General features: G+C 62.6%; 23 protein-coding genes. 14 read left to right on the forward strand and 9 right to left on the reverse strand.

From position 1 onward, the window contains the following. Nucleotides 1–23 precede the first annotated feature (23 nt). The 4 genes from argH to JET14_RS02450 all read left to right on the forward strand — a co-directional run bounded on the left by argH (nucleotide 24) and on the right by JET14_RS02450 (nucleotide 5732). The gene (gene argH / locus JET14_RS02435) at nucleotides 24–1421 is read left to right on the forward strand and encodes an argininosuccinate lyase (RefSeq protein WP_200336643.1); all 1398 of its coding nucleotides are present in this window, start codon (nucleotides 24–26) and stop codon (nucleotides 1419–1421) included. Between the two features lie 87 nt (nucleotides 1422–1508). Continuing rightward, on the forward strand, nucleotides 1509–1775 hold the full coding sequence (gene lptM, locus JET14_RS02440) for an LPS translocon maturation chaperone LptM (protein ID WP_200336644.1): 267 nt from the start codon (nucleotides 1509–1511) through the stop codon (nucleotides 1773–1775). A gap of 14 nt (nucleotides 1776–1789) precedes the next feature. Continuing rightward, nucleotides 1790–3052, forward strand: coding sequence for a diaminopimelate decarboxylase (gene lysA / locus JET14_RS02445; RefSeq protein WP_200336645.1), 1263 nt, complete (start codon nucleotides 1790–1792; stop codon nucleotides 3050–3052). 127 nt (nucleotides 3053–3179) lie between these two features. After that, nucleotides 3180–5732: a TIGR02302 family protein gene (locus tag JET14_RS02450; protein ID WP_200336646.1), complete on the forward strand. Its 2553-nt coding sequence runs from the start codon at nucleotides 3180–3182 to the stop codon at nucleotides 5730–5732. A 75-nt stretch (nucleotides 5733–5807) separates the two neighbouring features. Here JET14_RS02450 and JET14_RS02455 read toward each other — a convergent pair whose 3' ends face one another. Both JET14_RS02455 and hpt read right to left on the reverse strand, forming a co-directional pair. Then, a complete protein-coding gene (locus JET14_RS02455; protein WP_024707780.1) occupies nucleotides 5808–6167 on the reverse strand; it encodes a response regulator in 360 nt (119 codons plus the stop codon). Nucleotides 6168–6330: 163 nt separating this feature from the next. Next, nucleotides 6331–6873 carry a hypoxanthine phosphoribosyltransferase gene (gene hpt / locus JET14_RS02460; protein WP_200336647.1) on the reverse strand — a complete coding sequence of 181 codons (543 nt, stop codon included), beginning with the start codon at nucleotides 6871–6873 and terminating at the stop codon, nucleotides 6331–6333. A gap of 246 nt (nucleotides 6874–7119) precedes the next feature. Between hpt and ftsE the strand changes: the two genes are divergently transcribed. The 4 genes from ftsE (at nucleotide 7120) to JET14_RS02480 (ending at nucleotide 10864) form a co-directional block, all read left to right on the forward strand. Beyond that, entirely contained in the window at nucleotides 7120–7779 is a 660-nt protein-coding gene (ftsE, locus tag JET14_RS02465) for a cell division ATP-binding protein FtsE (RefSeq protein WP_200337964.1), read from the forward strand. 562 nt (nucleotides 7780–8341) lie between these two features. Next, nucleotides 8342–9223: a cell division protein FtsX gene (locus JET14_RS02470; protein WP_200337965.1), complete on the forward strand. Its 882-nt coding sequence runs from the start codon at nucleotides 8342–8344 to the stop codon at nucleotides 9221–9223. 154 nt (nucleotides 9224–9377) lie between these two features. Then, nucleotides 9378–10064 (forward strand): YdcF family protein, encoded by a 687-nt coding sequence (locus JET14_RS02475; protein ID WP_200336648.1) that lies wholly within the window; start codon nucleotides 9378–9380, stop codon nucleotides 10062–10064. A 5-nt stretch (nucleotides 10065–10069) separates the two neighbouring features. After that, nucleotides 10070–10864 carry a lysophospholipid acyltransferase family protein gene (locus tag JET14_RS02480; RefSeq protein WP_200336649.1) on the forward strand — a complete coding sequence of 265 codons (795 nt, stop codon included), beginning with the start codon at nucleotides 10070–10072 and terminating at the stop codon, nucleotides 10862–10864. A gap of 6 nt (nucleotides 10865–10870) precedes the next feature. Here JET14_RS02480 and JET14_RS02485 read toward each other — a convergent pair whose 3' ends face one another. Then, entirely contained in the window at nucleotides 10871–11413 is a 543-nt protein-coding gene (locus JET14_RS02485; protein WP_200336650.1) for a gamma-glutamylcyclotransferase, read from the reverse strand. Between the two features lie 49 nt (nucleotides 11414–11462). Between JET14_RS02485 and JET14_RS02490 the strand changes: the two genes are divergently transcribed. Continuing rightward, nucleotides 11463–12461: a DUF2125 domain-containing protein gene (locus JET14_RS02490; protein WP_200336651.1), complete on the forward strand. Its 999-nt coding sequence runs from the start codon at nucleotides 11463–11465 to the stop codon at nucleotides 12459–12461. Nucleotides 12462–12479: 18 nt separating this feature from the next. Here JET14_RS02490 and JET14_RS02495 read toward each other — a convergent pair whose 3' ends face one another. The 3 genes from JET14_RS02495 to JET14_RS02505 all read right to left on the reverse strand — a co-directional run bounded on the left by JET14_RS02495 (nucleotide 12480) and on the right by JET14_RS02505 (nucleotide 15382). Then, nucleotides 12480–13409, reverse strand: a complete 930-nt coding sequence (locus JET14_RS02495) for a prephenate/arogenate dehydrogenase family protein (protein ID WP_024707788.1) — start codon at nucleotides 13407–13409, stop codon at nucleotides 12480–12482. After that, on the reverse strand, nucleotides 13406–14530 hold the full coding sequence (gene hisC / locus JET14_RS02500; protein ID WP_200336652.1) for a histidinol-phosphate transaminase: 1125 nt from the start codon (nucleotides 14528–14530) through the stop codon (nucleotides 13406–13408). The genes JET14_RS02495 and hisC overlap by 4 nt, the downstream gene beginning before the upstream one ends. 108 nt (nucleotides 14531–14638) lie before the next feature. Further along, complete coding sequence (locus JET14_RS02505; RefSeq protein WP_200336653.1) at nucleotides 14639–15382, reverse strand: class I SAM-dependent methyltransferase; 744 nt, start codon at nucleotides 15380–15382, stop codon at nucleotides 14639–14641. An 86-nt stretch (nucleotides 15383–15468) separates the two neighbouring features. Here JET14_RS02505 and gloB point away from each other — a divergent pair, with 86 nt between their 5' ends. Together gloB and JET14_RS02515 are read left to right on the forward strand one after the other, a co-directional pair. Further along, nucleotides 15469–16239 carry a hydroxyacylglutathione hydrolase gene (gene gloB / locus JET14_RS02510; protein WP_200336654.1) on the forward strand — a complete coding sequence of 257 codons (771 nt, stop codon included), beginning with the start codon at nucleotides 15469–15471 and terminating at the stop codon, nucleotides 16237–16239. A gap of 11 nt (nucleotides 16240–16250) precedes the next feature. Next, the gene (locus JET14_RS02515; protein WP_200337966.1) at nucleotides 16251–16676 is read left to right on the forward strand and encodes a cupin domain-containing protein; all 426 of its coding nucleotides are present in this window, start codon (nucleotides 16251–16253) and stop codon (nucleotides 16674–16676) included. A gap of 7 nt (nucleotides 16677–16683) precedes the next feature. Here JET14_RS02515 and yddG read toward each other — a convergent pair whose 3' ends face one another. Together yddG and JET14_RS02525 are read right to left on the reverse strand one after the other, a co-directional pair. Beyond that, nucleotides 16684–17550 carry an aromatic amino acid exporter YddG gene (gene yddG, locus JET14_RS02520; protein ID WP_200336655.1) on the reverse strand — a complete coding sequence of 289 codons (867 nt, stop codon included), beginning with the start codon at nucleotides 17548–17550 and terminating at the stop codon, nucleotides 16684–16686. Nucleotides 17551–17569: 19 nt separating this feature from the next. Then, the gene (locus JET14_RS02525) at nucleotides 17570–18310 is read right to left on the reverse strand and encodes a DUF3108 domain-containing protein (protein ID WP_200336656.1); all 741 of its coding nucleotides are present in this window, start codon (nucleotides 18308–18310) and stop codon (nucleotides 17570–17572) included. Nucleotides 18311–18579: 269 nt separating this feature from the next. On the opposite strand from JET14_RS02525, the gene rpmB reads away from it, so the two are divergent. Together rpmB and JET14_RS02535 are read left to right on the forward strand one after the other, a co-directional pair. Next, a complete protein-coding gene (rpmB, locus tag JET14_RS02530) occupies nucleotides 18580–18876 on the forward strand; it encodes a 50S ribosomal protein L28 (protein ID WP_024707795.1) in 297 nt (98 codons plus the stop codon). Between the two features lie 95 nt (nucleotides 18877–18971). Next, nucleotides 18972–19607: a VUT family protein gene (locus tag JET14_RS02535; protein ID WP_200336657.1), complete on the forward strand. Its 636-nt coding sequence runs from the start codon at nucleotides 18972–18974 to the stop codon at nucleotides 19605–19607. Nucleotides 19608–19720: 113 nt separating this feature from the next. Here the strand turns inward: JET14_RS02535 and JET14_RS02540 are convergent, their stop codons facing one another. Next, a complete protein-coding gene (locus tag JET14_RS02540) occupies nucleotides 19721–21163 on the reverse strand; it encodes a mannitol dehydrogenase family protein (RefSeq protein WP_200336658.1) in 1443 nt (480 codons plus the stop codon). A 182-nt stretch (nucleotides 21164–21345) separates the two neighbouring features. On the opposite strand from JET14_RS02540, the gene amyA reads away from it, so the two are divergent. After that, entirely contained in the window at nucleotides 21346–22833 is a 1488-nt protein-coding gene (gene amyA / locus JET14_RS02545) for an alpha-amylase (protein WP_200336659.1), read from the forward strand. Nucleotides 22834–22835: the final 2 nt, after the last annotated feature.

Raw genomic sequence — 22835 nt, forward strand, 5'->3', positions numbered from 1 at the left:
GTCACTCTCCAGATAGGCACGTCATGGCTTCCGACAACAGCACCTCGAACACAATGTGGGGCGGGCGTTTCGCCTCCGGCCCCGACGCGATCATGGAGGAGATAAATGCCTCCATCGATTTCGACAAGGCTCTCTATAACGAGGATATCGACGGCTCGATTGCGCATGCCACCATGCTTGCCGAAAAGGGCATCATTTCGGAAGAGGACAAGGCCTCAATTCTGGAGGGGCTTTCAACAATTCGTCGTGAGATCGAGGAGGGACGTTTCACCTTCTCGCGCCAGCTCGAAGATATTCACATGAATATCGAATCGCGCCTGCGCGAACTGATCGGCGCCGCCGCCGGACGACTGCACACGGCGCGCTCGCGCAATGATCAGGTGGCGCTCGATTTTCGTCTGTGGGTGAAGAAGGAACTGATCAAGACGGAAGCGGCGCTGACGCGCCTGATCGGCGTGTTCCTGATGCGTGCCGAGGAACATGCCGAAACGGTGATGCCGGGCTTTACCCATTTGCAGACCGCCCAGCCCGTCACTTTCGGTCATCATTGCATGGCCTATGTCGAAATGTTTGGCCGCGACCGCAAGCGCGTGCGCCACGCGATCGAACATCTGGACGAAAGCCCGCTCGGCGCTGCGGCGCTGGCCGGCACGGGCTTTGCCATCGATCGCCACATGACGGCCGAAGCGCTCGGCTTTTCCGGCGGTCCGACGCGCAACTCGATCGACACGGTATCGGATCGCGATTTTGCGCTGGAGTTTCTGTCGGTCGCTGCCATTTGCTCGACGCATCTTTCGCGCCTCGCCGAAGAGATCGTCATCTGGTCGACGCCGCAGTTCAATTTCGTCCGGCTGTCGGATAGTTTCTCCACCGGCTCCTCGATCATGCCGCAGAAGAAGAACCCGGATGCCGCCGAACTGGTGCGCGCCAAGACCGGTCGCGTCAACGGCGCGCTGGTCGCACTTCTGACGGTGATGAAGGGCCTGCCGCTCGCCTATTCCAAGGATATGCAGGAAGACAAGGAACAGGTCTTCGACGCCGCGAAAAGCCTCGATCTGGCGATTGCCGCCATGACCGGCATGATCGGCGACCTGACCATCAATGTGGCCGCGATGAAGGCTGCCGCAGGCTCCGGTTTCTCCACCGCGACCGACCTCGCCGACTGGCTGGTGCGCGAGGCGGGGCTGCCCTTCCGCGATGCCCATCACGCGACCGGTCATGCGGTGGCGCTCGCCGAGAAAAAGGGCTGTGACCTTGCCGGACTGTCTCTTGAAGAGCTTCAGGAGATTAACCCGGCGATTACGGCCGGCATATTCGATGTGCTGACGGTCGAGGCCTCGGTGGCCAGCCGCAAGAGCTTCGGCGGCACGGCGCCGGACGAGGTGAGAAAACAGATCGCCTGGTGGCGCGAGCGCGTTTGAATTCGCGCGTTTGAGGGTGCACAAGCCTCGCCTGATCGGCTATCAGGAGAGGCATCGGGTTTGTTCAGGCTTGCGGTGGAAAGTGCCATGAGAAAAGACAGGATCGCCGTTGCGGCATTATTGGCGAGCGCACTGGTGTTGACCGCTTGCGGGCGGCGTGGCCCGCTGGAAGTGCCGCCGGCAACGCCGAAACAGGCCGAGCGCGAGGCGAAAAATGCCAATACGCCTGCCATCCGCATCGCGCCGAACGACAAACCGGTCATCCTTGATGGCTCCGGCGACAATGTCATCAATGCCGGGCCGGATGCGGCCGTCGATGGCGAACCCTTCTTCCTCGATTCCCTTCTCAACTAGGCGGGTCCTTTCTCGTGAACCATTTCGAATATCGCGACGGCGTGCTCTTTGCCGAGGGCGTTTCCATTCCGGCAATCGCCGAGGCCGTCGGCACGCCTTTCTATTGCTATTCCACGGCCACGTTCACGCGCCACTACAAGGTCTTCGCCGAGGCCTTTGCCGGTTCGGACGCGCTTGTCTGCTATGCCGTGAAGGCCAATTCCAACCAGGCGATCCTGAAGCTTCTGGCCGGTCTCGGGGCGGGTATGGACGTGGTCTCCGAGGGCGAATTGCGCCGCGCGCTGGCCGCTGGCGTCGCTCCGGAAAAGATCGTGTTTTCCGGCGTCGGCAAGACGGTGCGGGAAATCGATTTCGCGCTGGAGACCGGCATCTACTGCTTCAATGTCGAATCCGAGCCGGAACTTGAGGTTTTGAGCGCGCGCGCCGCTGCCAAGGGGCTGGAGGCCCCGGTTTCCTTCCGCATCAATCCGGATGTGGATGCCAGGACCCATGCCAAGATTTCGACGGGCAGGAAGGAAAACAAGTTCGGCATCGCCTTTTCGCGCGCCGAGGCCGTCTATGCCCGCGCGGCGGAACTGCCCGGCATCCGCGTCACCGGGATCGACATGCATATCGGCAGCCAGATTACCGAACTCTCGCCCTTCCGCGATGCCTTCCGGCTGATGAAGACGCTGGTTTCGGCTCTGCGGGCAAAGGGCCATGCGATCGATCATGTCGACGTCGGCGGCGGGCTCGGCATTCCCTATCAGTTCGACAACAACCCGCCGCCGGAGCCGACGGCTTACGCGGCCGTCATCCGCGAGGAACTGGCCGGCCTTGATTGCCGGATCGTCGCCGAACCGGGGCGGATGATCGCCGGGAATGCCGGGATTTTCGTCACCGAAGTGATCTATGTGAAGGACGCGGAGGCGAAAAGCTTCGTCATCGTTGACGGCGCGATGAACGACCTGATCCGCCCGACGCTTTACGACGCCTATCATGCCATCCGTCCCGTGGTGCTGAATCCGAAGGCCAAGCGGCTGACGGCCGATGTCGTCGGCCCGGTCTGCGAGACGGGGGACTATCTGGCGCTTGCGCGCGAGATGGGACGGCCCGAACCGGGCGATCTTCTGGCGGTCTCGACGGCCGGCGCCTATGGCGCGGTGCAGGCCGGCACCTACAATACCCGCCTTCTGGTGCCGGAGGTGCTGGTTGACGGCGACCGCTACCATGTCGTCCGCCCGCGTGGCAGCTACGAAGAGCTGATCGGGCTTGATTCCGTGCCGGACTGGATGTGACCCTGCTCGCAAAGTCTTGAAGACGGATTTCTCCAAATTCGTCTTCGTCTCCTCGCTATCGTCATAAACCGTGCTATGGTTTTCGTATCGCTCACGCCGCCGCCGAAAGGCGCGACAAACGGGACCCATGACCGCGCGACAGCAAGACACCGGCACGCAAGACCCGGACCAGGGCAGACAAGGCAGGGCGCTGATGCGGCGCATTGCCCGCGGTCGCGCCTTTGCCCGCTTCAACCTTGTCGTTGAACGCCTGGCCCCGGGCCTCGTCTGGCCCGCCTGTGCTCTTGCGCTCTACCTTTCCTTTTCCTGGCTCGGCCTGTTTCACGCGGTGCCGTTTGCCCTGAGGGTCGTTCTCCTTCTGCTGCTTGTCGGCGGCTTTTTTGCGGGGTTCTGGCCGCTGCGGCGGTTCAAAATGCCAACCCGGGCAGACGCCGAGCGGCGGCTGGAACGGGAGAACGGGCTTGCCCATCAGGCCGTTTCCGTTGCGGGCGACAGGCCGGCGCGGGAGACGCCGGAGGCGCTTGCCCTGTGGCATGCCCACCAGCGCCGCATGGCCGAAAAGCTTGGCAGTCTCGACTCCGGCCATGCCCGGGCGGACTTTTCTGCCGTTGATCCGTACGGCCTGCGCGCCGTACCCGCGCTGTTGCTGTTCGTCGCCTTCTTCTATGCCGGGGCGACGGGCTCTGGCCGGCTTGCCGATGCCTTCCTGCCGCCGGCGGAAGAAAGCGAGACGGCGCTGGCGCTCCGGTTCGATGCCTGGATCTCCCCGCCGCCCTATACCCGTCAGGCGCCGGTCTATCTCCAGGCCGACGGCGTCGATCAGGTCGAGAACATTCCCGAAGGCTCGGTGCTGACCGTGCGCCTTTCCGGCGAGGGGGCCGATGCTCCGATCTCCTTCCAGCCGGATAACGCAGACGCACCGCAGGCGCCGAAAGAGGCCGAAGAGGGCGCGATGATGCGCGGCGCAAGTTTTACGCTGTCATCAAGCGGTCTGCTGGAAGCGGCCGGGCGGCAATGGGTGATCGGCGTCGTGCCGGATGAAATGCCGGTCATCGCCTTCAAGGGCAGACCGAAGGCGGCGGCAAACGGCGCGTTGGAGCTGGAATATACCGTCTCCGATGATTACGGTGTGACGGCAGCGCGCGCCGAGATCACCCCGTCCGGCGATGTCGACGCGGATGCGACGCCGCTTTATCCCCCGCCGGAATTTCCGCTCAACATGCCGTCTCGCTCAAGCGAGGATCATTCGGCATTCACCAGCCGCAACCTCACCGAGCATCCGCTGTCGGGCAAGCCGGTCACGATCACGCTGATCGCGGAAGACGCAGCCGGCCATGTCGCGCGCAGCGCGCCGCTTGAAATGGTGCTGCCGGCGCGCAACTTCTACAATCTGCTGGCAGGTTCCGTCGCCGAACAGCGGCAGATCTTCGCACTTGATACCCGTGCCATGCCGGAAGCGCTGCAATACAGCGCAGCGATCACGCTGCGTCCGGAGGAGACGATACCCGATCTCACGCAGTTCCTGCTGATCAAATCGGCCCAGACGCGCATGCTGCTTGCCCATGACGAGGAGAGCTATCTCGATACGGCGGACTATCTCTGGGCGATCGCGACCGGGATCGAAGACGGCGCATTGTCGGATGCCGAGCGACGTCTCAGAGAGGCGCAGGATGCCTTGAGCGAGGCGCTGCGCGACGGCGCTTCCGATGCGGAGATCGCCCGGTTGATGGAAGAATTGCGCCAGGCGATGCAGGAATATCTGTCGGAAATGGCAGAGCGCATGCAGCCGTCCGAGATGCAGCAGGGCGCGCAGCAGGCGCTGCGCCAGCGCGATCTCGACAACCTCCTGAACCAGCTCGAAAACCTTGCCCGCTCCGGCGATCGCGCTGCCGCTCAACAACTGTTGTCCGAACTGCAGCGGATGATGAACAATATCCAGCCGCCGTCTTCCATGGCTCAGCAGGGCGGGCAGCCGAATTCGGAAATGCGCGAACAGATCGACAAGCTCGGGGAACTGATCCAGGAACAGCAGCGGTTGATGAACGAGACCTTCGAACTCGATCAGCAACTGCGCGATCGCGAGCAGTGGGGCGACCCGCCGCCGCGTCAGGACGGCGAACAGCAGGGTGAGAATGGTGGCGAGCGTCCCCCGCAGGAGATGACGGCGGAGGAACTGCGCGAGGCGCTGCGCCAGCTTCGCGAGCGCCAGCAGGCGCTTTCAGAACAGCTCGGAGAGATGCAGCAGAAGCTTTCCGAGCTCGGCATGCCGCCTGCCGAGGGTTTCGACCGCGCCGGAGAGGCGATGGACGGCGCCGCCGAGTCACTCGGCGAGGGCGAGGGGGAAGGCGCGCTGGACGGGCAGGGCAATGCGCTGGAGGCCCTGCGTCAGGGCGCCCAGCAGATGATGAATTCGATGATGGCGCAGGGCCAGGGACAAGGCCAGCAGGGCCCGAACGGCCAGACCGGTTGGGGCAGCCAGACCGGTCGCGATCCGCTTGGCCGCAATCAGGGTTCGGACGGACTTGATTTTGGCGATGATGTTCAGGTGCCGGACGAATTTACGGTGGAGCGCGCCCGCGAAATCCTCGACGCCATCCGCGAACGGTTGAACGAGGATGCTCCGCTTCCCTCAGAGCCGCCTTATCTGGAGCGCTTGCTAGAGCCTGAGACGGGGAATTGACCCCGCCGGATCGTCATGCCGACGCAGAGATGCGCTGCCCCTGGACGTTCAACCCGGCATGATCGAGGCAGATACTTACGCGGCCAGCGCGCGGGCGACGGCCTTTCGGATATCCGGCAGGGCGAAGGGCTTCGGCACCACGTCGACGATCTTTTCCATCAGGTCGTCGGCGCGTTCGCGCTGTTCGGCAAAGCCGGTCATCAGCAGGATCTTCATGCCCGGATGGGTGCTGGCCGCCTGGTGGGCAAGGGCGATGCCGTCCATGATCGGCATGCGCACATCGGAGAGAAGCAGGTCGTAATTGCTCTCCGCCAGGCGTTCCAGCCCCTCCGCGCCGTCCGAGGCCTCGACCGTTTCGTGCCCGTCGAGCCTGAGCGCACGCGCGACGAATGCCCTGAGCGATGCTTCGTCTTCCGTGATCAAAATCCTAGCCATGGCGCTGTCCAGTTCTTTCTGTCTTTTCAAAACCCTTGCGGCATGCCCGTTGTTCCGGGCCTTGTTGCCGTAGAGATCACCAGAACTTTCCTAGCGAGAAGTAAACATCGAAAAATGGCAATTTATGTAGTTAACAAGCTCTGTTACCGCGATTTAACCTTGGTTAAGCATCACCGGTGATAACACCCACAAAGGGAAGCTCGCGGAAGGCATAGGCGACGTCCATGCCGTAGCCGACGACGAAGCGGTCCGGGCAGTGGAAGCCTGCATAGTCGGCCTCCAGAACCTCTTCGCGCTTGTTCTGCTTGTCGAGCAGCACGGCGATCGAGACATTGGATGCGCCGCGCTCCAGCATCAGGTTGCGCGCAAATCTCAACGTGCGGCCGGATTCGAGAATGTCATCGACGAGCAGCACGTCTCGGCCCTCCACGACACTGTCGATGTCCTTGACCAGGCGCACGCCGCGGCTGACGGTGCCTGTGCCGTAGCTCGAAAGCGTCATGAACTCGACCTCCGGTGCCAGTCCCACCTTGTGCAACGCGCGGATCAGGTCTGCGGCGAAGACAAAGGAGCCCTTCAGAATGGCGATGACGAGCAGGTCCCTGGCGGGGCCGCTCGCGATTTCATTGGCGAGTTCCTCATTGCGCCTGGCGATGTCCTCGGTCGAGAACAGCACTTCGATATTCTTGCCGCGCACGACGTGCATAGGGGCGCTCCTCATTTTCTGCGGTGCGCCGGGGCGCCGCGTTCATTGCCTATCGGGAACTTCCGGTTTTAATGGCTTTGCAACCGGGCGGCAATCAAAACGCCGGAAAGGGCGCGGGACGGGCCGCATTTCTTCGTGGATAATGCCGGCGACGCGTGCCGGCTTTGCCCTCTGTTCACCACCTGTTATGCATAATCGGCGATGATGGCGCCGAAATAGAACGAAGGCTGTCCGCTGACCATGACACTGATCCAGTTTGAAAATGTGGGGTTGCGATACGGGATGGGTCCGGAAGTCCTGCGGGACATGACGTTCGACATACCGAAACACTCCTTCCAGTTTCTGACCGGCCCGTCGGGCGCGGGCAAGACGACGCTTCTTCGGCTGATGCTGATGGCGTTGCAGCCGACGCGCGGTCTCATCCGTCTGTTCGAGCGTGATGTTGCCGTCATCCCTCACAGGGAAATGCCGATGTTGCGACGCCGCGTCGGAATCGTGTTCCAGGATTTTCGCCTGCTGGACCATATGACGACCTATGAGAATGTTGCCCTGCCGCTGCGCGTGCGCGGCAAGGAGGAGGTTTCCTACCGCAATGACGTGATCGAATTGTTGAAATGGGTCGGACTCGGCGAGAGGCTCAATGTGCGCCCGCCTGTGCTTTCGGGCGGGGAGAAACAGCGCGTGGCGATCGCGCGCGCCCTGATCGACCAGCCGGAAGTGCTGCTTGCCGACGAGCCGACCGGCAATGTCGACCCGCCGATGGCGCGGCGCATCCTGAGCCTGCTTGTCGAACTGAACCGGATGGGAACGGCTGTGGTGATCGCCACCCACGATATTGCGCTGATGGACCGCTATGACGCCAGGCGGATGATCCTGTCGGAGGGAAGGCTCGATATCTATGACTAGGCCGCCCCGTTCGATCCGCGATCCCCGCCTGGAGGAGGAGCGTCTTCAGCGTGAGCGCGAGGAAGAGCGCCGCCGTGCGGAAGCGCGCGCCCGCGAGGAGCGTCTGCTCGAAGAGCGGATTCTCGAGGAGCGCCGTCGCGAGGAGATCCGCGTGCATGAGGCCGAGGCCGCGCGCAAGCGGCAGATGCAGCAGGAAGCCGCAGCGCGCGAGGCTGAACTCAGGCGCGGCAAGCAGGAAAAGGCGGAACGACAAAGGGTGGCGCAGGCCGAACGTCAGAGGGTTGCGGCAGGACTCGGCGAAGGCGAACGCCAGGCGCGAGCGCAACGGGCGCTTGCCGGAGACGACCGCCCGCCGCTGCCGCAGGCCAGAAACCGCGCGACCCCGAAGCCCGAGCGACCTGCGTCGCGTGCCGATGCCGGGTCGCCTCCGGGGTCGGCTCTCAAGGCGGAACAGGGCGGCTCGACAGATGGTCGCAGTGTGCGAAGGCCCCCTGCCGCCAGCCGGAACCGCGGCAAGCCGACGCCGATCGTTCCGCCCGCCAATGTCCAGTCGCGGGCGTTGATGGCGGTGATCGCGATCATGGCCTTTCTTGCCTGCCTGACGCTCGGCGGCGTCTCCATGGTGCGCGCCACGGCGGCAAGCTGGCAGGGCGGCATCTCCCGCGAGGTTACCATCCAGATCAAACCTGCCGAAGGGCGCGACATGAACCAGGCGCTCCTGACCGCGCGGGACGTGGCGCTGCAATTCGTCGGCACGATCGATGGTCAGGTGGTTGATGAGGCGGCAACCGAGCGGCTGCTCGAACCTTGGCTCGGGACCGGGCTGGATTTCGATGAACTGCCGGTGCCGCGCCTGGTGATCGTGACCATCGATGAAAACAATCCGCCTGATTTCGCCGCCATGGCGACGGCGCTCGAGCTCGCCGTTCCTGGTGCCTATCTGGATGATCACCGCGCCTGGGTGAACCGGCTTTCGGCCATGGCCGATGCGACGACGACGATCGGCGTCTCGATCATGGCCCTGGTGTTCTCGGCCATGGTGCTGACCGTGGTGTTTGCCACGCGCGGCGCGCTTTCCGGCAGTCGAGACATTGTCGAAGTACTGCATTTCGTCGGCGCGGAGGGCAGTTTTGTCGCCCGCCAGTTCCAGAACCATTTTCTCAACGTGGCGCTCAAAGGCGCGTCTTTGGGCGGCGGGCTTGCCTGCCTGTTCTTCGTGATCGCGCGTTTCTGGCAGGCGCGGTTTCTTGCAACGCCCGGCGCCGATCAGACGACGGCGTTGTTCGGCAAGATTTCGATTGGCTGGGGCGCCTATGGGGGGATCCTTCTGACGATCGTTATCATCGCGGTCCTCACCACGCTGACAGCCAGGCTGACGGTGATGCGTACGATCAGGGAGATCGATCGCATCCGCTCGGATCCGGCACGCACGGACACGCTTTAGTCCGTTTGGATATTCAACTTATTCGTCGTCGTGCTCCGGCCCGAATTTCAGCTATATCGTCTGTACTGTATGAAGGGCGGCGGAATGATTCGGCCGGCCGCTGATTCGGAGTGCGCGAAGTTTGCGGCCGTCAGCGATCCGGAATGGAAGGACGATGGGAAACGAACTCGGCAAGCCGCCGGAAAAGAGCGGCAACGGGGATGGTGCGCGAGGACGGAGCGTCACGCGTCGCGGCTTTGTGCTGCGCGCCGTTCTGGTCGCAGCCCTTGCCGTGCTGATGGCTTTTGGCGGTGGCTTCGCCTGGTTTACCGTCAGAGTTCTCACCGAAAGGCCGCCGCCGATCTACGAGACCGATGCGATCGTGGTGCTCACCGGCGGCGCGCGCCGTATCGATGAGGCGCTTCTTCTGCTGGCCGAGGGCGCAGGGGAGCGACTTCTGATTTCCGGGGTCAATCCCTCGACAACCTCGGAAAGCATTCGCAAGACCACGGGCGGCGACAGCCAGTTGTTCGAATGCTGCGTCGATGTCGGCTACGAGGCGCTCGACACCTATGGCAATGCGGTGGAGACCCGCAAATGGATCGAGGAGCACGGATACCGGCGCGTCCTGGTCGTCACCAGCGCCTATCACCTGCCGCGCGGTCTGTTCGAACTGCGCCATATCGATCCCGACACGGTGTTCGTCGGCTATCCGGTGCCACTGGGCGAGGGGAGCGGCCCATGGTATGAGAATCTGCGTTATGTGAAGGTGCTGGGCTCGGAATATCTCAAATTCCTGGGCGCGCATGTGCGCGCGGTGACCGGACTTCGGGTGCTTCGCCCGGCAGAGCAGGAAACATGAAAACCATGGGCGTCCTCCGCTCCCTTGCTTTCAATACGGCCTTTTACGTCGGCACGGCGCTGAGGATGATCGTGCAGTCTCCCTATTATTTCTCGACCTCGCGCGAAAACGCCTATCGCGTCGTCGTCCAGGGCTGGGGGCGTTTCGTCAACCGGCAGATGCGCTTCTGGGTCGGCACGACCTTCGAGATCGAGGGGCTGGAGAATATTCCCGACGGACCCTGCATCATCACGCCGAAACACCAGTCCGCCTGGGACACCATCATGCTGCTCCCGTGGATCCCGGATTCCGTCTTCATGCTGAAGCGCGAACTGATCCAGATGCCGCTCTTCGGCTGGTATCTGAAGAAACAGCGGCAGATCGCGGTCGATCGCGCGGCAAGCGGCCGGGCGATGGCGGATGCGATCAAGCGGACGAAGGCCGAGGTTGAAACCGGCCGGCAGTTGATCATCTTTCCCGAAGGCACGCGACGTCCGCCTGGCGCGGAGCCGGACTACAAGCGCGGCATCCAGATGATCTATAGCGGCCTTGCCGTGCCGGTCGTGCCGGTGGTCATGCATCCGGGTCTGTTCTGGCCGCGCGGCAATTTTCGCCGCCAGAAGGGACATTTCAAGGTGCGGGTCCTGCCGGCGATCCCGCCGGGCAAGCCGCCGAAAGCCTTCTTTGCCGAACTCGTCGAGACCATGGAGCGGGAAAGCAACCGGCTGCTTCTGGAGACCGTCGCCGAAAACCCTCATCTGGATCTTCCCGAGGTGACGCGAAAGCGCGTCGCGGAACTGAAGGCAGCAGAAGGGCTTTGAGGTCGCTCAGCCGTGCCTGGGGCGCGGTTGCTCGTTGAGCAGGAGCCTGGCGACCGATTCCAGCGCCGCATCGCCGATGCGCATCTGTTTCAGGTGGTCTACGGTGTTCAGCACATAGTCGCGGTTCGGACCCGACTGGCCGTGGCCGCGCCGCACGATATCGGCCGCCCTGTCGATATCCACCTTGCCCGCATATTGCTTGTGGGAATGGTCGACCACATAGGTGACGGCGGGAACGGTGTTGCCATTGTCGAGCCGGACCGGCAGGACGAGTTCGCGATAGACCCTCGTCACCAGTTCGCGCGCGCGCAGATAGGCCATCACCGCCTCCTCGTCATCATTCCTCGCGGCGAAGGCGACGCCCTCGCAAAAGCCGCCGCGGTCCAGACCCAGAACGAGGCCGGGCATTTCGGTCGTTCCGCGATGAACGTAGGAATAAACGCAGAGGCTTCTGTGATAGCCGGAAAGACGGGCGTTGACGCGCTTGTGGTTCGGGAAACCCGGGTTCCACATCAACGAGCCGTAGCCAAAGACCCAGAATTCGTCCATATGCTATGCCAGACTCCGATTGAAACGTAGGACAGAATGGGAAGCCACCATGGCAGGTTCAACCCGCACGCGCAAATATCTGAAATGGTCGCTGGTCGTGCTGGTCATCCTCCTTTTGGCCTATGCACTTGGCTGGTTCTTCATCGCGCGCACGGTCAAGGCCCGCATTTTCGATCTCCTGGAGGGCCAGAGCGGCAATGAGACCGTCGTCAGCTGCGAGGATATCGGCTATCAGGGCTTTCCCGCAAGCTTCGGCTTTTTCTGTGACAGCCTGCATGTTCGGGACCGGAAGACCGACGCCGTCTTCGATACGCCGCGCCTGCTTGCCGAAGCGCCCGTCTATGCACCGTGGTCGGTGATGGCGACGGTGACGGGGCCGGCAACGCTCGACAATGATGCCGGCATGATCCTGCGTTCGGAATGGGAACATCTCGGCGGCAAGCTGATCTACGGCCGCGCCGGTCCGCGTCTGATCTCCTATGATATCGAAGGGCTGACGGCGCGTTTTGCCGCTCCGGAAGGTCGCCAGGGCACGTTGACGGCCGAATATGCGCAAGGCCTTGTGCGCGATGATGACGGCGATCTCGATCTTGCCTTCACGGTCACCAACGGCGTCCTTCGGCCGCAGAACAACGCGGAAGCTCTGCCGGCCGTCTCCGTCAACCTTCTCGCGACCATCGACGACGGCGGGGCGCTTCTGGCCAACAAACAGATCCGCTCCCACGGGCTGCGCGGCAAGAGCGGCATTCTCAACCAGGCAACGCTTGCCATCGGCGATCGCGCCTCGCATATCGCGATTTCCGGCCGTTTCTCGTTCAACAAGGAGGGCTACCTGGACGGGCGCTTCAGCGTCGAGCTGACCGGGATCGACGGCATTTCGCAGGTTCTCCAGCTTGCCTTTCCGCAGGTCGCGCGACCGGTCGAGACGGTGACCGGGCTGATCAAGTCGTTTACCGGCGGACAGCGCACCATGGCGCTCGACGTCCGGGTGAACCAGGGCAGGGCAATGCTGGGCTTCATCCCGCTCGGCCAGATCCCGCCGGTCTGACGGGATCGCGGATGGGCCTCAACCCTTCTTGTCGAGCGTATGCCGGCCGAAGTCCGGCACGTCCACATCCTGACCTGCCTCGATGATCGAGCGGCGGACATCGCGCGTGCGGGCGAAGAGTTCGAACAGCTTGTCGCCCTCGCCCCAGCGGATCGCGCGCTGCAGATAGGCGAGGTCTTCGGAAAACCGCGCCAGCATTTCCAGTATGGCGTCCCTGTTGTGCAGGCAGACGTCGCGCCACATGGTCGGATCGGAGGCGGCAAGGCGTGTGAAGTCGCGGAAGCCCGAGGCGGAATACTGGATGACTTCCGACTGCGTTACCGTTTCCATGTCGTCGGCGGTGCCGACGATGTTGTAGGCAATGATGTGCGGCAGGTGCGAGACAATGGCGAGAACCTTGTCGTGGTGCTCCGGCGCCATCCGGTCGACCTTCGAGCCGAGCGCCTGCCAGAATGCCGTAAGCTTCTGGAGCGCATCCTCGTCAACGGCTTCCGGCGGGGTGAGAATGCACCAGCGTTCCGCAAAAAGGCCCTCAAATCCGGCATCCGGACCGGAATGTTCCGTGCCCGCAATCGGGTGACCGGGAATAAAATGCACGCCTTCGGGCACGAAGGGCGTCATCTGGGCGATGACCGAGGCCTTGGTGGAGCCGACATCGGTCAGGATCGCGCCCTTTTTCAGATTGGGCGCGATTTTTTCCGCCACCGCGCCGGACGCGCCGACGGGAACGGAGACGATCACCAGATCGGCGCCCCGGACGGCATCTTCGGCCGCAGCCGTATAACGGTCGCCCAGCCCGAGTTCCTCGGCGCGCCTGAGCGTTTCGGGAGAACGGGTGGAGACGATGATCTCGCGGGCAAGCCCCCTGGCGCGGATGTCGCGGGCAAGAGAGGAGCCGATCAGCCCGATGCCGATCAGGGCGATGCGTTCAAACATAAAACCGCTCATGCCGCATCCGTTTTGGCTTTGCCGGCCATGAATTCCTTCAGCGCCGCGATCACGCCGCGATTGGCTTCGTCCGTGCCGACGCTCATGCGCAGCGCGTTCGGAAAGCCGTAGCCGGCAACCATGCGCAGCACATAGCCCCGCAATGACAGAAAGCGGTCGGCATCCGGCGCGCGCAGGCCGTCTTCATCCGGGAAGTGGATCAGGATGAAGTTGGTGACGGATGGCGTGACATCAAGGCCGAGCGCGGTCAGCTCCCGCGTCAGCGTTTCGATCCATTCCGCGTTGAATTCGACGGCTTTCTGGGTGAAGCCGTCATCCTTGATCGCAGCCGTTGCCGCGGCAATGGCCGGAGCATTGAGGTTGAAAGGGCCGCGCACGCGGTCCATCGCGCCGACAATCTCCAGCGGGCCGTAAAGCCAGCCGACGCGCAATGCAGCCAGCCCGTAAACCTTCGAGAAGGTCCGGGTCATCACCACATTGGCGTTCTCGGCGACCAGTTCGAGGCCTGCCTCGTAATCATTGCGGCGGACATATTCGGCATAGGCCGCGTCCAGCACGAGAATGACATTCTTCGGCAGCCCCGCATGCAGGCGGCGGATCTCGGAGAAGGGCACATAGGTGCCGGTCGGATTGCCCGGATTGGCGATGAAGACGATGCGGGTCTTGTCGGTGACGGCGGCAAGGATCGCGTCGACATCGACGGTCGCGTTCTTTTCCTTCACGGTAACCGGCGTCGCGCCATTAGCCATGATCTGGATCTTGTAGACGAGGAAGCCGTGCTCGGTGATGATCGCCTCGTCGCCTTCCCCGAGATAGACGTGGGCAAGCAGACCGAGCAGTTCGTCCGAACCGTTGCCGCAGATGATGTTCTTCGTGTTGAGGCCGTATTTCGCCGCGATTGCCTCCCGCAGGGCGGTTGCCTGACCGTCGGGATAGAGCGCCAGATTCTCGCCCGCATTGCGCATCGCCTCGATCGCCTTCGGGCTGGGGCCGAGCGGCGTCTCGTTCGACGACAGCTTGTACACCTTCGCAACACCCTCGACATGGTCCTTGCCGGGGACATAGGCGGCAATATCCATGACACCGGGGCGGGGTGTCGGCTTCATCGACTGATCAGGCATAGGAAACCTCGAAAACAACGTGTGGCCGCAAGAGCCGTTTGAACGGGAGAAGCAATAATGAGGATTGGGCGCTTTGTCGAGGGCGGCCGCCCCGCAGCGGCAAGACCATCAGAAGCGGCTGCGCGTGGTCGGTACGCCCTGGGGCGCAAGGGCGGGCACCAGAACCTTGCGCGCGGAACGGGCGGCCACCGGCAGGCCCTGATAAAGCCGCTTCTGCGCCTCGACGATATTGACGCCGGAAAAGGCCGGCCAGAATGTGTGGCCGGACCGTTCGAAACCGGCGCGGAATTTCAGCACCGTCCGGCTTCTCGACGGGGGGAAGAACAGCGCCTCGGCAAAGGCGCCGGGGGTGAAATTGGTCTCCCGCAGCAGTTCGGTGATCTGGCTCTTGGAATAGGGGCGGCCGTTGCCGAAGGGCGTATGCTCGAGCCGTGCCCAGACGCCGCGCCGGTTGGGCGCGACGATGACGAGACGTCCGCCGGGCGCGAGAATGCGCCAGAGCTCGCTCAGGGTCTCGCGCGGGCTTTCGGTGAATTCCAGCGCGTGCACCATCAGCACCCGGTCGATGGAGGCATCGGGCAGCGGCAGTTCCTCGTCCATGACCAGCGCGGTTGCCGACGCCGCATGGGCCGGCCAGTTGATCGCGCCCTGGGAGGCAGGCATGAAGGCCATGACCCGTTCCGCATCCGTGCCGAGCCTGTCGAGATAGGGCAGGCAGTAGCCGAGCCCCACCAGGCGTTCGTCCGGGAGTTTCGGCCAGACAGGCACGAGCGCCATGGCGATGGAATGGGCGGCGAGGCGTCCAAGCCTGGTGTGGTAGAAGGCGCGAAGGTCAACGATATCGGCGTTCATGAGCGAAGTTCAGACGGCCCCGGTTGGACTTGAGATCGCACAGTACTACATTGAAGACGACTGGGTAAGCAATCGCGAGGCTTGAGATGACTTCACTTCAAATCGCCGTCTTCATGTGTCGTTCGGACAATTACGGGGTTCTGATCCATGATCCGGAAACCAAGAAGACGCTCAGCATCGATGCGCCTGATGGCGAGGCGGTGATCGCGGAAGCCGAAAAGCGCGGCTGGGTGATTACCGACGTCTTTGCCACCCATCATCACAAGGACCATGTCGAGGGCAACCTGCCGCTGAAAGAGCGTTACGACTGCCGGATCGTCGGGCCGGTCGAGGAGGCGGTGGTGATCCCCGGCCTTGACCTTGCCGTCGGCGAGGGCGACGAACTGGATTTTGCCGGCCACAAGGTCGACGTCATCGAGACGCCCGGCCATACGGCGGGGCATGTTTGCTACCATTTCGTCGATGACGGCCTGCTCTTTGCCGCCGACACGCTGTTTGCCATGGGCTGCGGCCGTCTGTTCGAACGGCCCGCCTCCGACATGTGGCCGTCGCTGAAAAAGCTTCTGGCGCTGCCGGACGAGACGGAAGTCTATTTCGGCCACGAATACACGCTCGCCAATGCCAAATTCGCACTCTCGGTCGACCCGGACAATCAGGTGCTGAAGGAACGCGCCGAGGCGGTGGCCGCGCTGCGCGACGCCGGCGATTTCACCATTCCGACGACGATCGGACTTGAAAAGAAAACCAATCCCTTCCTGCGGGTGGCCGATCCCGCGATCCGTGCGAAGCTCGGCATGGCGGAGGCGAGGGACGACGAGGTTCTCGGCGAAATCCGCCGGCTGAAGGACAATTTCTGATGGCGGGCGCGATCACGGCCGAAGCGATCATTGATGCGCTCGACATGAAGCCTCATCCCGAAGGCGGCTGGTTTGCGGAAACGTTTCGCGATGCCGCCGGCGAAGCGGGGCGCGGCGCTTCAACGCTGATCTATTTTCTGCTGAAAGCGGGCGAGCGCTCGCACTGGCACCGGCTGCTGACGACCGTCGAGGTCTGGCACTATTATGCCGGCGCTCCGCTGAAGCTGATGGTCTCGCCCGACGGCAGGGCAACCGAGACGATGACGCTCGGGCCGGATATCATGGCCGGCGAACGTCCGCAGGGCGTCATCCCCGCCGGCCACTGGCAGGCGGCGGAAAGCACGGGTGACTTCACGCTGGTGGGCTGCACCGTTGCCCCCGGCTTTATCTTCGATGATTTCGAACTCGCTGCTCCGGATTGGGCGCCTGTCGGCTGAAAACGCCTCAGGCCTTCTTCCGGACGATCATATCGCGCGCTGCGAGAACCGCGCCGCCGGTGATCAGCAGGCAGGCGACGATCACGCGCCATCCCGGCTCGCCGAAGCGGGCGACGAGGAGCACGATGGTCGACAACAGCGGCGCGGCATAGCTCGCCGCCCCCAGCACCTGAATATTGCCCTTCTTCACCCCGTAGTCCCAGGCATAAAAGGCGATACCGACCGGAAACAGGCCGAGGCCCGCGACCGCCAGCCATTGACTTGCCGTCTGCGGCCAGACCGTCGTCTCAAGCGCAAGGTGGCAGAAAAGCGAGAGCACCGAGGTCGCGAGGCAGAAGCCGGTCACCACATCGGTCGAGACCTTGGAAAAGGAGCGTGAGACCAGCGAATAACCCGACCATGTAAAGGCGCAGAGGAAGGCGGCGATATAGCCGAGCGCATATTCGCTGCTGATCGTCAGCCCGCCGCCGCGCGTGATCAGCAACGCCGTTCCGGCAAAGCCTGCTATCGCGCCTGCGATGTGATGGCCCTTCAGCTTTTCGCCCGGCAGAAGCGCCGAGCCGACAACGATCAGCAGCGGCCAGAGATAGGCGATCAGACCCGCATCGACGGCGGGCGCGTTGCGCAGCGCGGTGAAATAGAGGAAGTGGTAGCCGAAGAGGCCGGCAATGCCGGCGATCCACACCTTTGCAGGCTGGCGCAGCGCTCTGCGGCGTTCCGGCCGGGCGATCAGCACCGCAATGCCGGGCAGGCTCGCGATGAGAAAGGCGATGGCCGAAAGCTGGAACGGCGGCACATCGCCGGAGGCGGCCGTGAACAGGGCCAGAAACGACCACATGATGACGGCAGAAAAGCCGATCAGGGTTGCGCGCATTTGAAATGAAATCCTGGTGTCAGACGCCGAATTTCGAGGCGTAGATCGTCAGCTTGCCGATCTTCAGCGGGATCTGGGCCGTGACCGGGGCATAGACGTTCAGCTCCTCGTTGAAAGCGAACCAGACGACGAGCTCGCGGGTATTGGCGAGATATTCGATGTCGTCATCCATGCGCTCATAGCCCGCGATCGGGCGGAAGCGGATCGCACAGCCGACGGCCCGGCCGGAAAAGCCCTTGGTGGAGAACGGTTTCGTGCCCGCGGGCGCCAGTTCCAGGTTCAGCCGCGTCTCGCCGTCGAAGATGGCGATCTTGTCCTGACAGGGATTTGGTGACGGCGGCAGAAGCAGCGCCGAGATCGGGTCGATGACCCCGCGCAGATGTCTCGCCGTGACGTCAACCCAATCGTCGCCGCGCGGGCCCGGATCAGGTTCGATCGTCGAAGAGACGACGCGCTTGCGGGCGAATTCCGCGCCGTAGTCGCGTGCGTAATCGCCGTCGCGGTAGCTCAACTCGAATTCACGCGTTTCCGGGCGGCCGTCCTTCCAGTCGCCCTTGGCATCGACCTTGACCGCGATTGAGGTGAAGAGATTGCCTATACCCGCCGCCTTGATATCGGCGTTGATCCGGTAATCTCCGTCATTGACCGTGGTGTTGAACACTGCATCGGCGATCTTGATGCCGGAGAAGGCGATGGTATAGACGGTCTGCTGCTTGATGTCCTCGGCCCTGGCCGTGGCCGACGCAAAAAGAAAAACCATAGCGATTACAGTCTGATAAATGACGGTTTTTCTCATGTCGCTCTCTCGCACCTGTGATATGGTCGTTCCTGCTCACCTGTTTATGTCTCAGGCGGGCTGAAAAAAACAGCGGTAAATTTCAGCGTCCCCGTGAAAAACCGGCATCTCGCCTTGACCTTTGCGTGCCGCGCGATTATAGAACCGCAACTTTCCAATTAGCCGCCAATTGGATCGCGGGACTAGGCCGTCCCGTTGTAAGCCGTTGGCTGAAGACGAGTATAGGTGAAATCATGTCCCGCATGTGTGAATTGACTGGCAAGGGCGTGCTGTCCGGCAACAATGTCAGCCATGCCAACAACAAGACCCGCCGCAAGTTCCTGCCGAACCTGTGCCGCGTGACCCTGATGTCGGAAGCCACCGGCCAGAGCTATCGTCTGCGCGTTTCCGCCGCGGCGCTGCGCTCGGTTGAGCATCGTGGCGGCCTCGACGCATTCCTGATCAAGTCCGGCGAGGGCGAACTTTCGCCGCGCGCCCGCCTGATCCGCAAGGAAATCATCAAGAAGACGGCTGAACAGGCCGCCGCCTGATCGTCAGGCAGCTTTGAAACTGGAGAGCCTTGCTGCCCGGCAGTAAGGCTTTCTTTATTTGTCCTCCAACTGGTGGCATCACCCAGGATAAAAAAATGCGACAGTCGCAATCCGTCATTATCTACAGCCTGCTCATGGCAGGCGTCGTTCTCGCCTCCAACATTCTGGTCCAGTATCCCGTTCAGGGCATGGTTTACGGCATTTCGCTTGCCGACCTTCTGACCTGGGGCGCGTTCACCTATCCGCTTGCCTTTCTCGTCAACGACCTGACCAACCGTCAGTTCGGCCCGGCCGCCGCGCGCAAGGTGGTGGTTGCCGGCTTCGTCGTCGGCGTCGCCTTTTCCTTTTATGCCTCGGTGCCGCGCATCGCGATCGCCTCCGGCACGGCGTTTCTGGTGGGCCAGTTCCTCGACATCACGCTGTTCAATCGCCTGCGCCGTCAGAGCTGGTGGAAGGCGCCGCTTGTCGGCTCGCTGTTCGGCTCGATCCTTGATACGGTGCTGTTCTTCTCGATCAGCTTCGCCGCCATCTTCGCCTTTATCGGCGCCAATGATGAATTCGCCCTCGGCATCGCCCCGCTCTTCGGCGTCTTCTCGTTCATGGAGGTGCCGCGCTGGGTTTCCTGGGCGCTCGGCGACCTTTCGGTCAAGCTGGTCTTCAGCCTCGTCATGCTGCTGCCCTATGGCGCGCTGATGACCTGGCTGAGGCCGATGCGGCCGGTGAATGCCTGATCGGAGCTGATGTCCCTGACAGGGTCTTCAACGGCAGCGCATCAAAAACAATCTCCCCCTCAAGGGGGGAGATCGAGAGACATACATTTCGTCCCTGCGAAGACGAGAAAACCTCACGCCTTCAGCACCGCCTCGACCGCCGCGCGCGGGCCTTTTTCCACGATATAGCGGTAGGCGCCGGTAATGGCCGAGCGGAAGGCCGGTTCGCGGCGCAGGTCTTCCTCGAAGATCGATTCGTTTGAGAGAATGCGGTCGACAAGCTGGTCGCCGTCATAGGCCCTTGCTTCTGCCAGAAGCTCTTCGGAAAGCGGGTCCGTCAGCTTGCCGCCATTCTCCGCCGTCACCTTTACGAACCGGATCCAGCCGGCAACCGCGAGCGCCAGAAGCGGCCATGGGTGGTTGTTCCGGATGTTGATCTCGATGCCGTGCAGAAGGCGCTGCGGCAATTTCTGGCTGGTGTCCCAGGCAATCTGCGAGGTCCGGTGCTTCAGCTTCGGATTGGCGAAGCGGTGGATCAGCGCGTCGGCATATTCCTCGAAACTCACGCCCTCAATCTCCGGCAGCGTCGGGCGCTGCTCGTCCATCATGATCTGTCGCGCGGCCCTTCGGAACACGTCGTCCTCCATGCAGGCCGAAACGGTTTCGAGACCGGAAAGGCTGCCGAGCATGGCAAGGAAGGTATGCGCGCCATTGAGCATCCTGAGCTTCATCATCTCGAACGGGCGCACGTCATCGGTCATCATCGCGCCGCCTTCGGCAAAGGGCGGGCGGGCGGTAGCGAAATCATCCTCGATCACCCATTGGCGGAAGGGTTCGCAGACAATGCCGTTGTCGTCCTCCTTGCCGTCATTGAGCGAGCGAAGGACGCCGCGACCGTAATCGTCGAGCGCGGGAACCACGCGGTCGACCATGGTGGAGGGGAAGGAGACGTTGGCGTCGATCCAGTCGGCCAGCTTTCCGTCGCGCTGGTGAGCGTAGGAGAGCACGGCGGCGCGGGCAAGCTTGCCATTGTCCGGCTGGTTGTCGCAGGACAGCACGGTCAGCCCGTTACGGCCTGCTTTCCGGCGGCGGTTCAGGCCCTCGACGATGACGCCGATGGCCGTGCCTGGCTCTTCCGGGTTGGCGAGATCGGCGATGATGCCCTTGTTCTCGAGATCCAGATGGCCGTTCCGGACGCAATAGCCTTTCTCGGTGATGGTCAGGCTGATCACGGCCATGGGTTCGGACGCGATAAGGTCGAGAAGCGTATCGATGCCGTCGCGCTTGGGATGACAGGTGCCGGTGACCACGCCGATCTTGCGCGCGGTCACCGTTTCCGCATCCATTTCGGCGATCAGGTAGTCATGGCCGGCTTCGTCCAGCGCGGTCAGTTCCTCCATGCCCGAATTCAGGCGCACCGCAACGACGCCGAAATCGCCGCCGGCCTTGTTCATGCCTTCCTGCAGGTAGACCATCGGATGGGCGCGGGCGAAACCGCCGAAGCCAATATGCAGGATGCGCGGGCGAAGCTCATCCTTGGCAAATTCCGGATTGGCGCGGATGATGGTCTCTTGCATGGGGTCTTCCTTCTGGTCGCCGTCATGGGGAGGATATCGGCGCGGCGGGTGACAGCCGTCAAGTCTTGTTTGCATAATTCGGCGGCAGGCGCAAAGATCGCCGCCGTCCCGAAACCGCTCGGCGCGGAACTTTCACCATCACCGCCCGTTTAAGGTCGGCTCACCCAAACCGCGAGGACAGCATGGCCGGACGCGTACTGCTTCAGTTTTTTCACTGGTACTATCCATCAGGCGGGACGCTCTGGGACGAGGTGGCGCAAAAGGCGGAGGAACTGGCCGGCATGGGCGTCACCGATGTCTGGCTGCCGCCTGCCTATAAGGGGGCTGCGGGCGGCTATTCCGTCGGCTACGATACTTATGACCTCTTCGATCTCGGCGAGTTCGACCAGAAGGGCACGGTTGCCACCAAATACGGTGATCGCGGTGCTCTTGAAAACGCCTGCCACACGCTTGCCGGTCACGGCATTGGCGTCATCCACGATGTTGTCTTCAACCACAAGCTGGGGGCGGACGAGAAGGAACGGGTGAAGGTGCGCCGCGCCGACCCTGAGGATCGTACAGAGATCGAGGACGAGGCCTTTGAGGCGCTGGCCTATACCCGCTTCACCTTTCCGGGCCGCAACGGGGCCTATTCCGAATTTGTCTGGACGCACAAATGCTTCACCGGCGTCGACTATATCGAGGATCCGGACGAGACCGGCGTCTTCCGCCTGGTCAACGAATATGGCGAGGGGGAGTGGCATGACGAGGTGGATCAGGAGCTCGGCAATTACGACTATCTGATCGGCGCCGATGTGGAGTTCCGCAACAATGCCGTTTTCGAGGAACTGAAATACTGGGGACGGTGGTTTTCAGAGCAGGTGCCGGTTGCCGGCTTTCGTCTGGACGCCGCCAAGCACATTCCGGCCTGGTTCTTCCGCGACTGGATCGCCCATATGCGCGAGACCGTGAAGGAGGACATGTTTGTCGTTGCCGAATACTGGCATCCGGAAATCGACGCGCTGAAAGCTTATCTTGATCTGGTCGACCGGCAGTTGATGCTGTTCGATGTCGGGCTGCATTACCGCTTCCACGAGGCCTCGGTGGCGGGCGGCGACTTCGACATGCGCACGATTTTCGACGGCACGCTGGCGGCAGAGGTGCCGGACCATGCCGTGACGCTGGTTGAAAACCACGATACGCAGCCTCTGCAATCACTGGAGGCCGCTGTCGAACCCTGGTTCAAGCCGCTTGCCTACGCGCTGATCCTGATGCGCGAACAGGGCGTGCCGAGCGTCTTCTATGCCGATCTTTACGGTGCTCAGTATCGCGACAAGGGGTCGGACGGCGAGGAATACGATATTGACATGCCGAGGATCGAATGCCTGCCGAAGCTGATCGAGGCACGCAAACGCTTCGCCAATGGCGCAGAGACCATTCTCTTCGATGATCCGAACTGTCTGGCGGTCGTCCGTGAGGGGACTGGCGAGGCGCCCGGATCCGTGACGGTGCTGACCAATGGCGATGAGACGACAAAGGACGTGGACCTTGGCGAAGCGCACGCCAATGCGACTTTCCGCGATTTCCTCGGTCACCGGGAAGACGCGGTTGAAACGGACGAGGAAGGTCGGGCGGCCTTTCCCGTCAATGCCGGCAGCGTCAGCGTCTGGGTGCGCGAGGACAGTCTTTGAGC

Source organism: Martelella lutilitoris (assembly GCF_016598595.1).
GTDB classification, from domain to species: domain Bacteria; phylum Pseudomonadota; class Alphaproteobacteria; order Rhizobiales; family Rhizobiaceae; genus Martelella; species Martelella lutilitoris_A.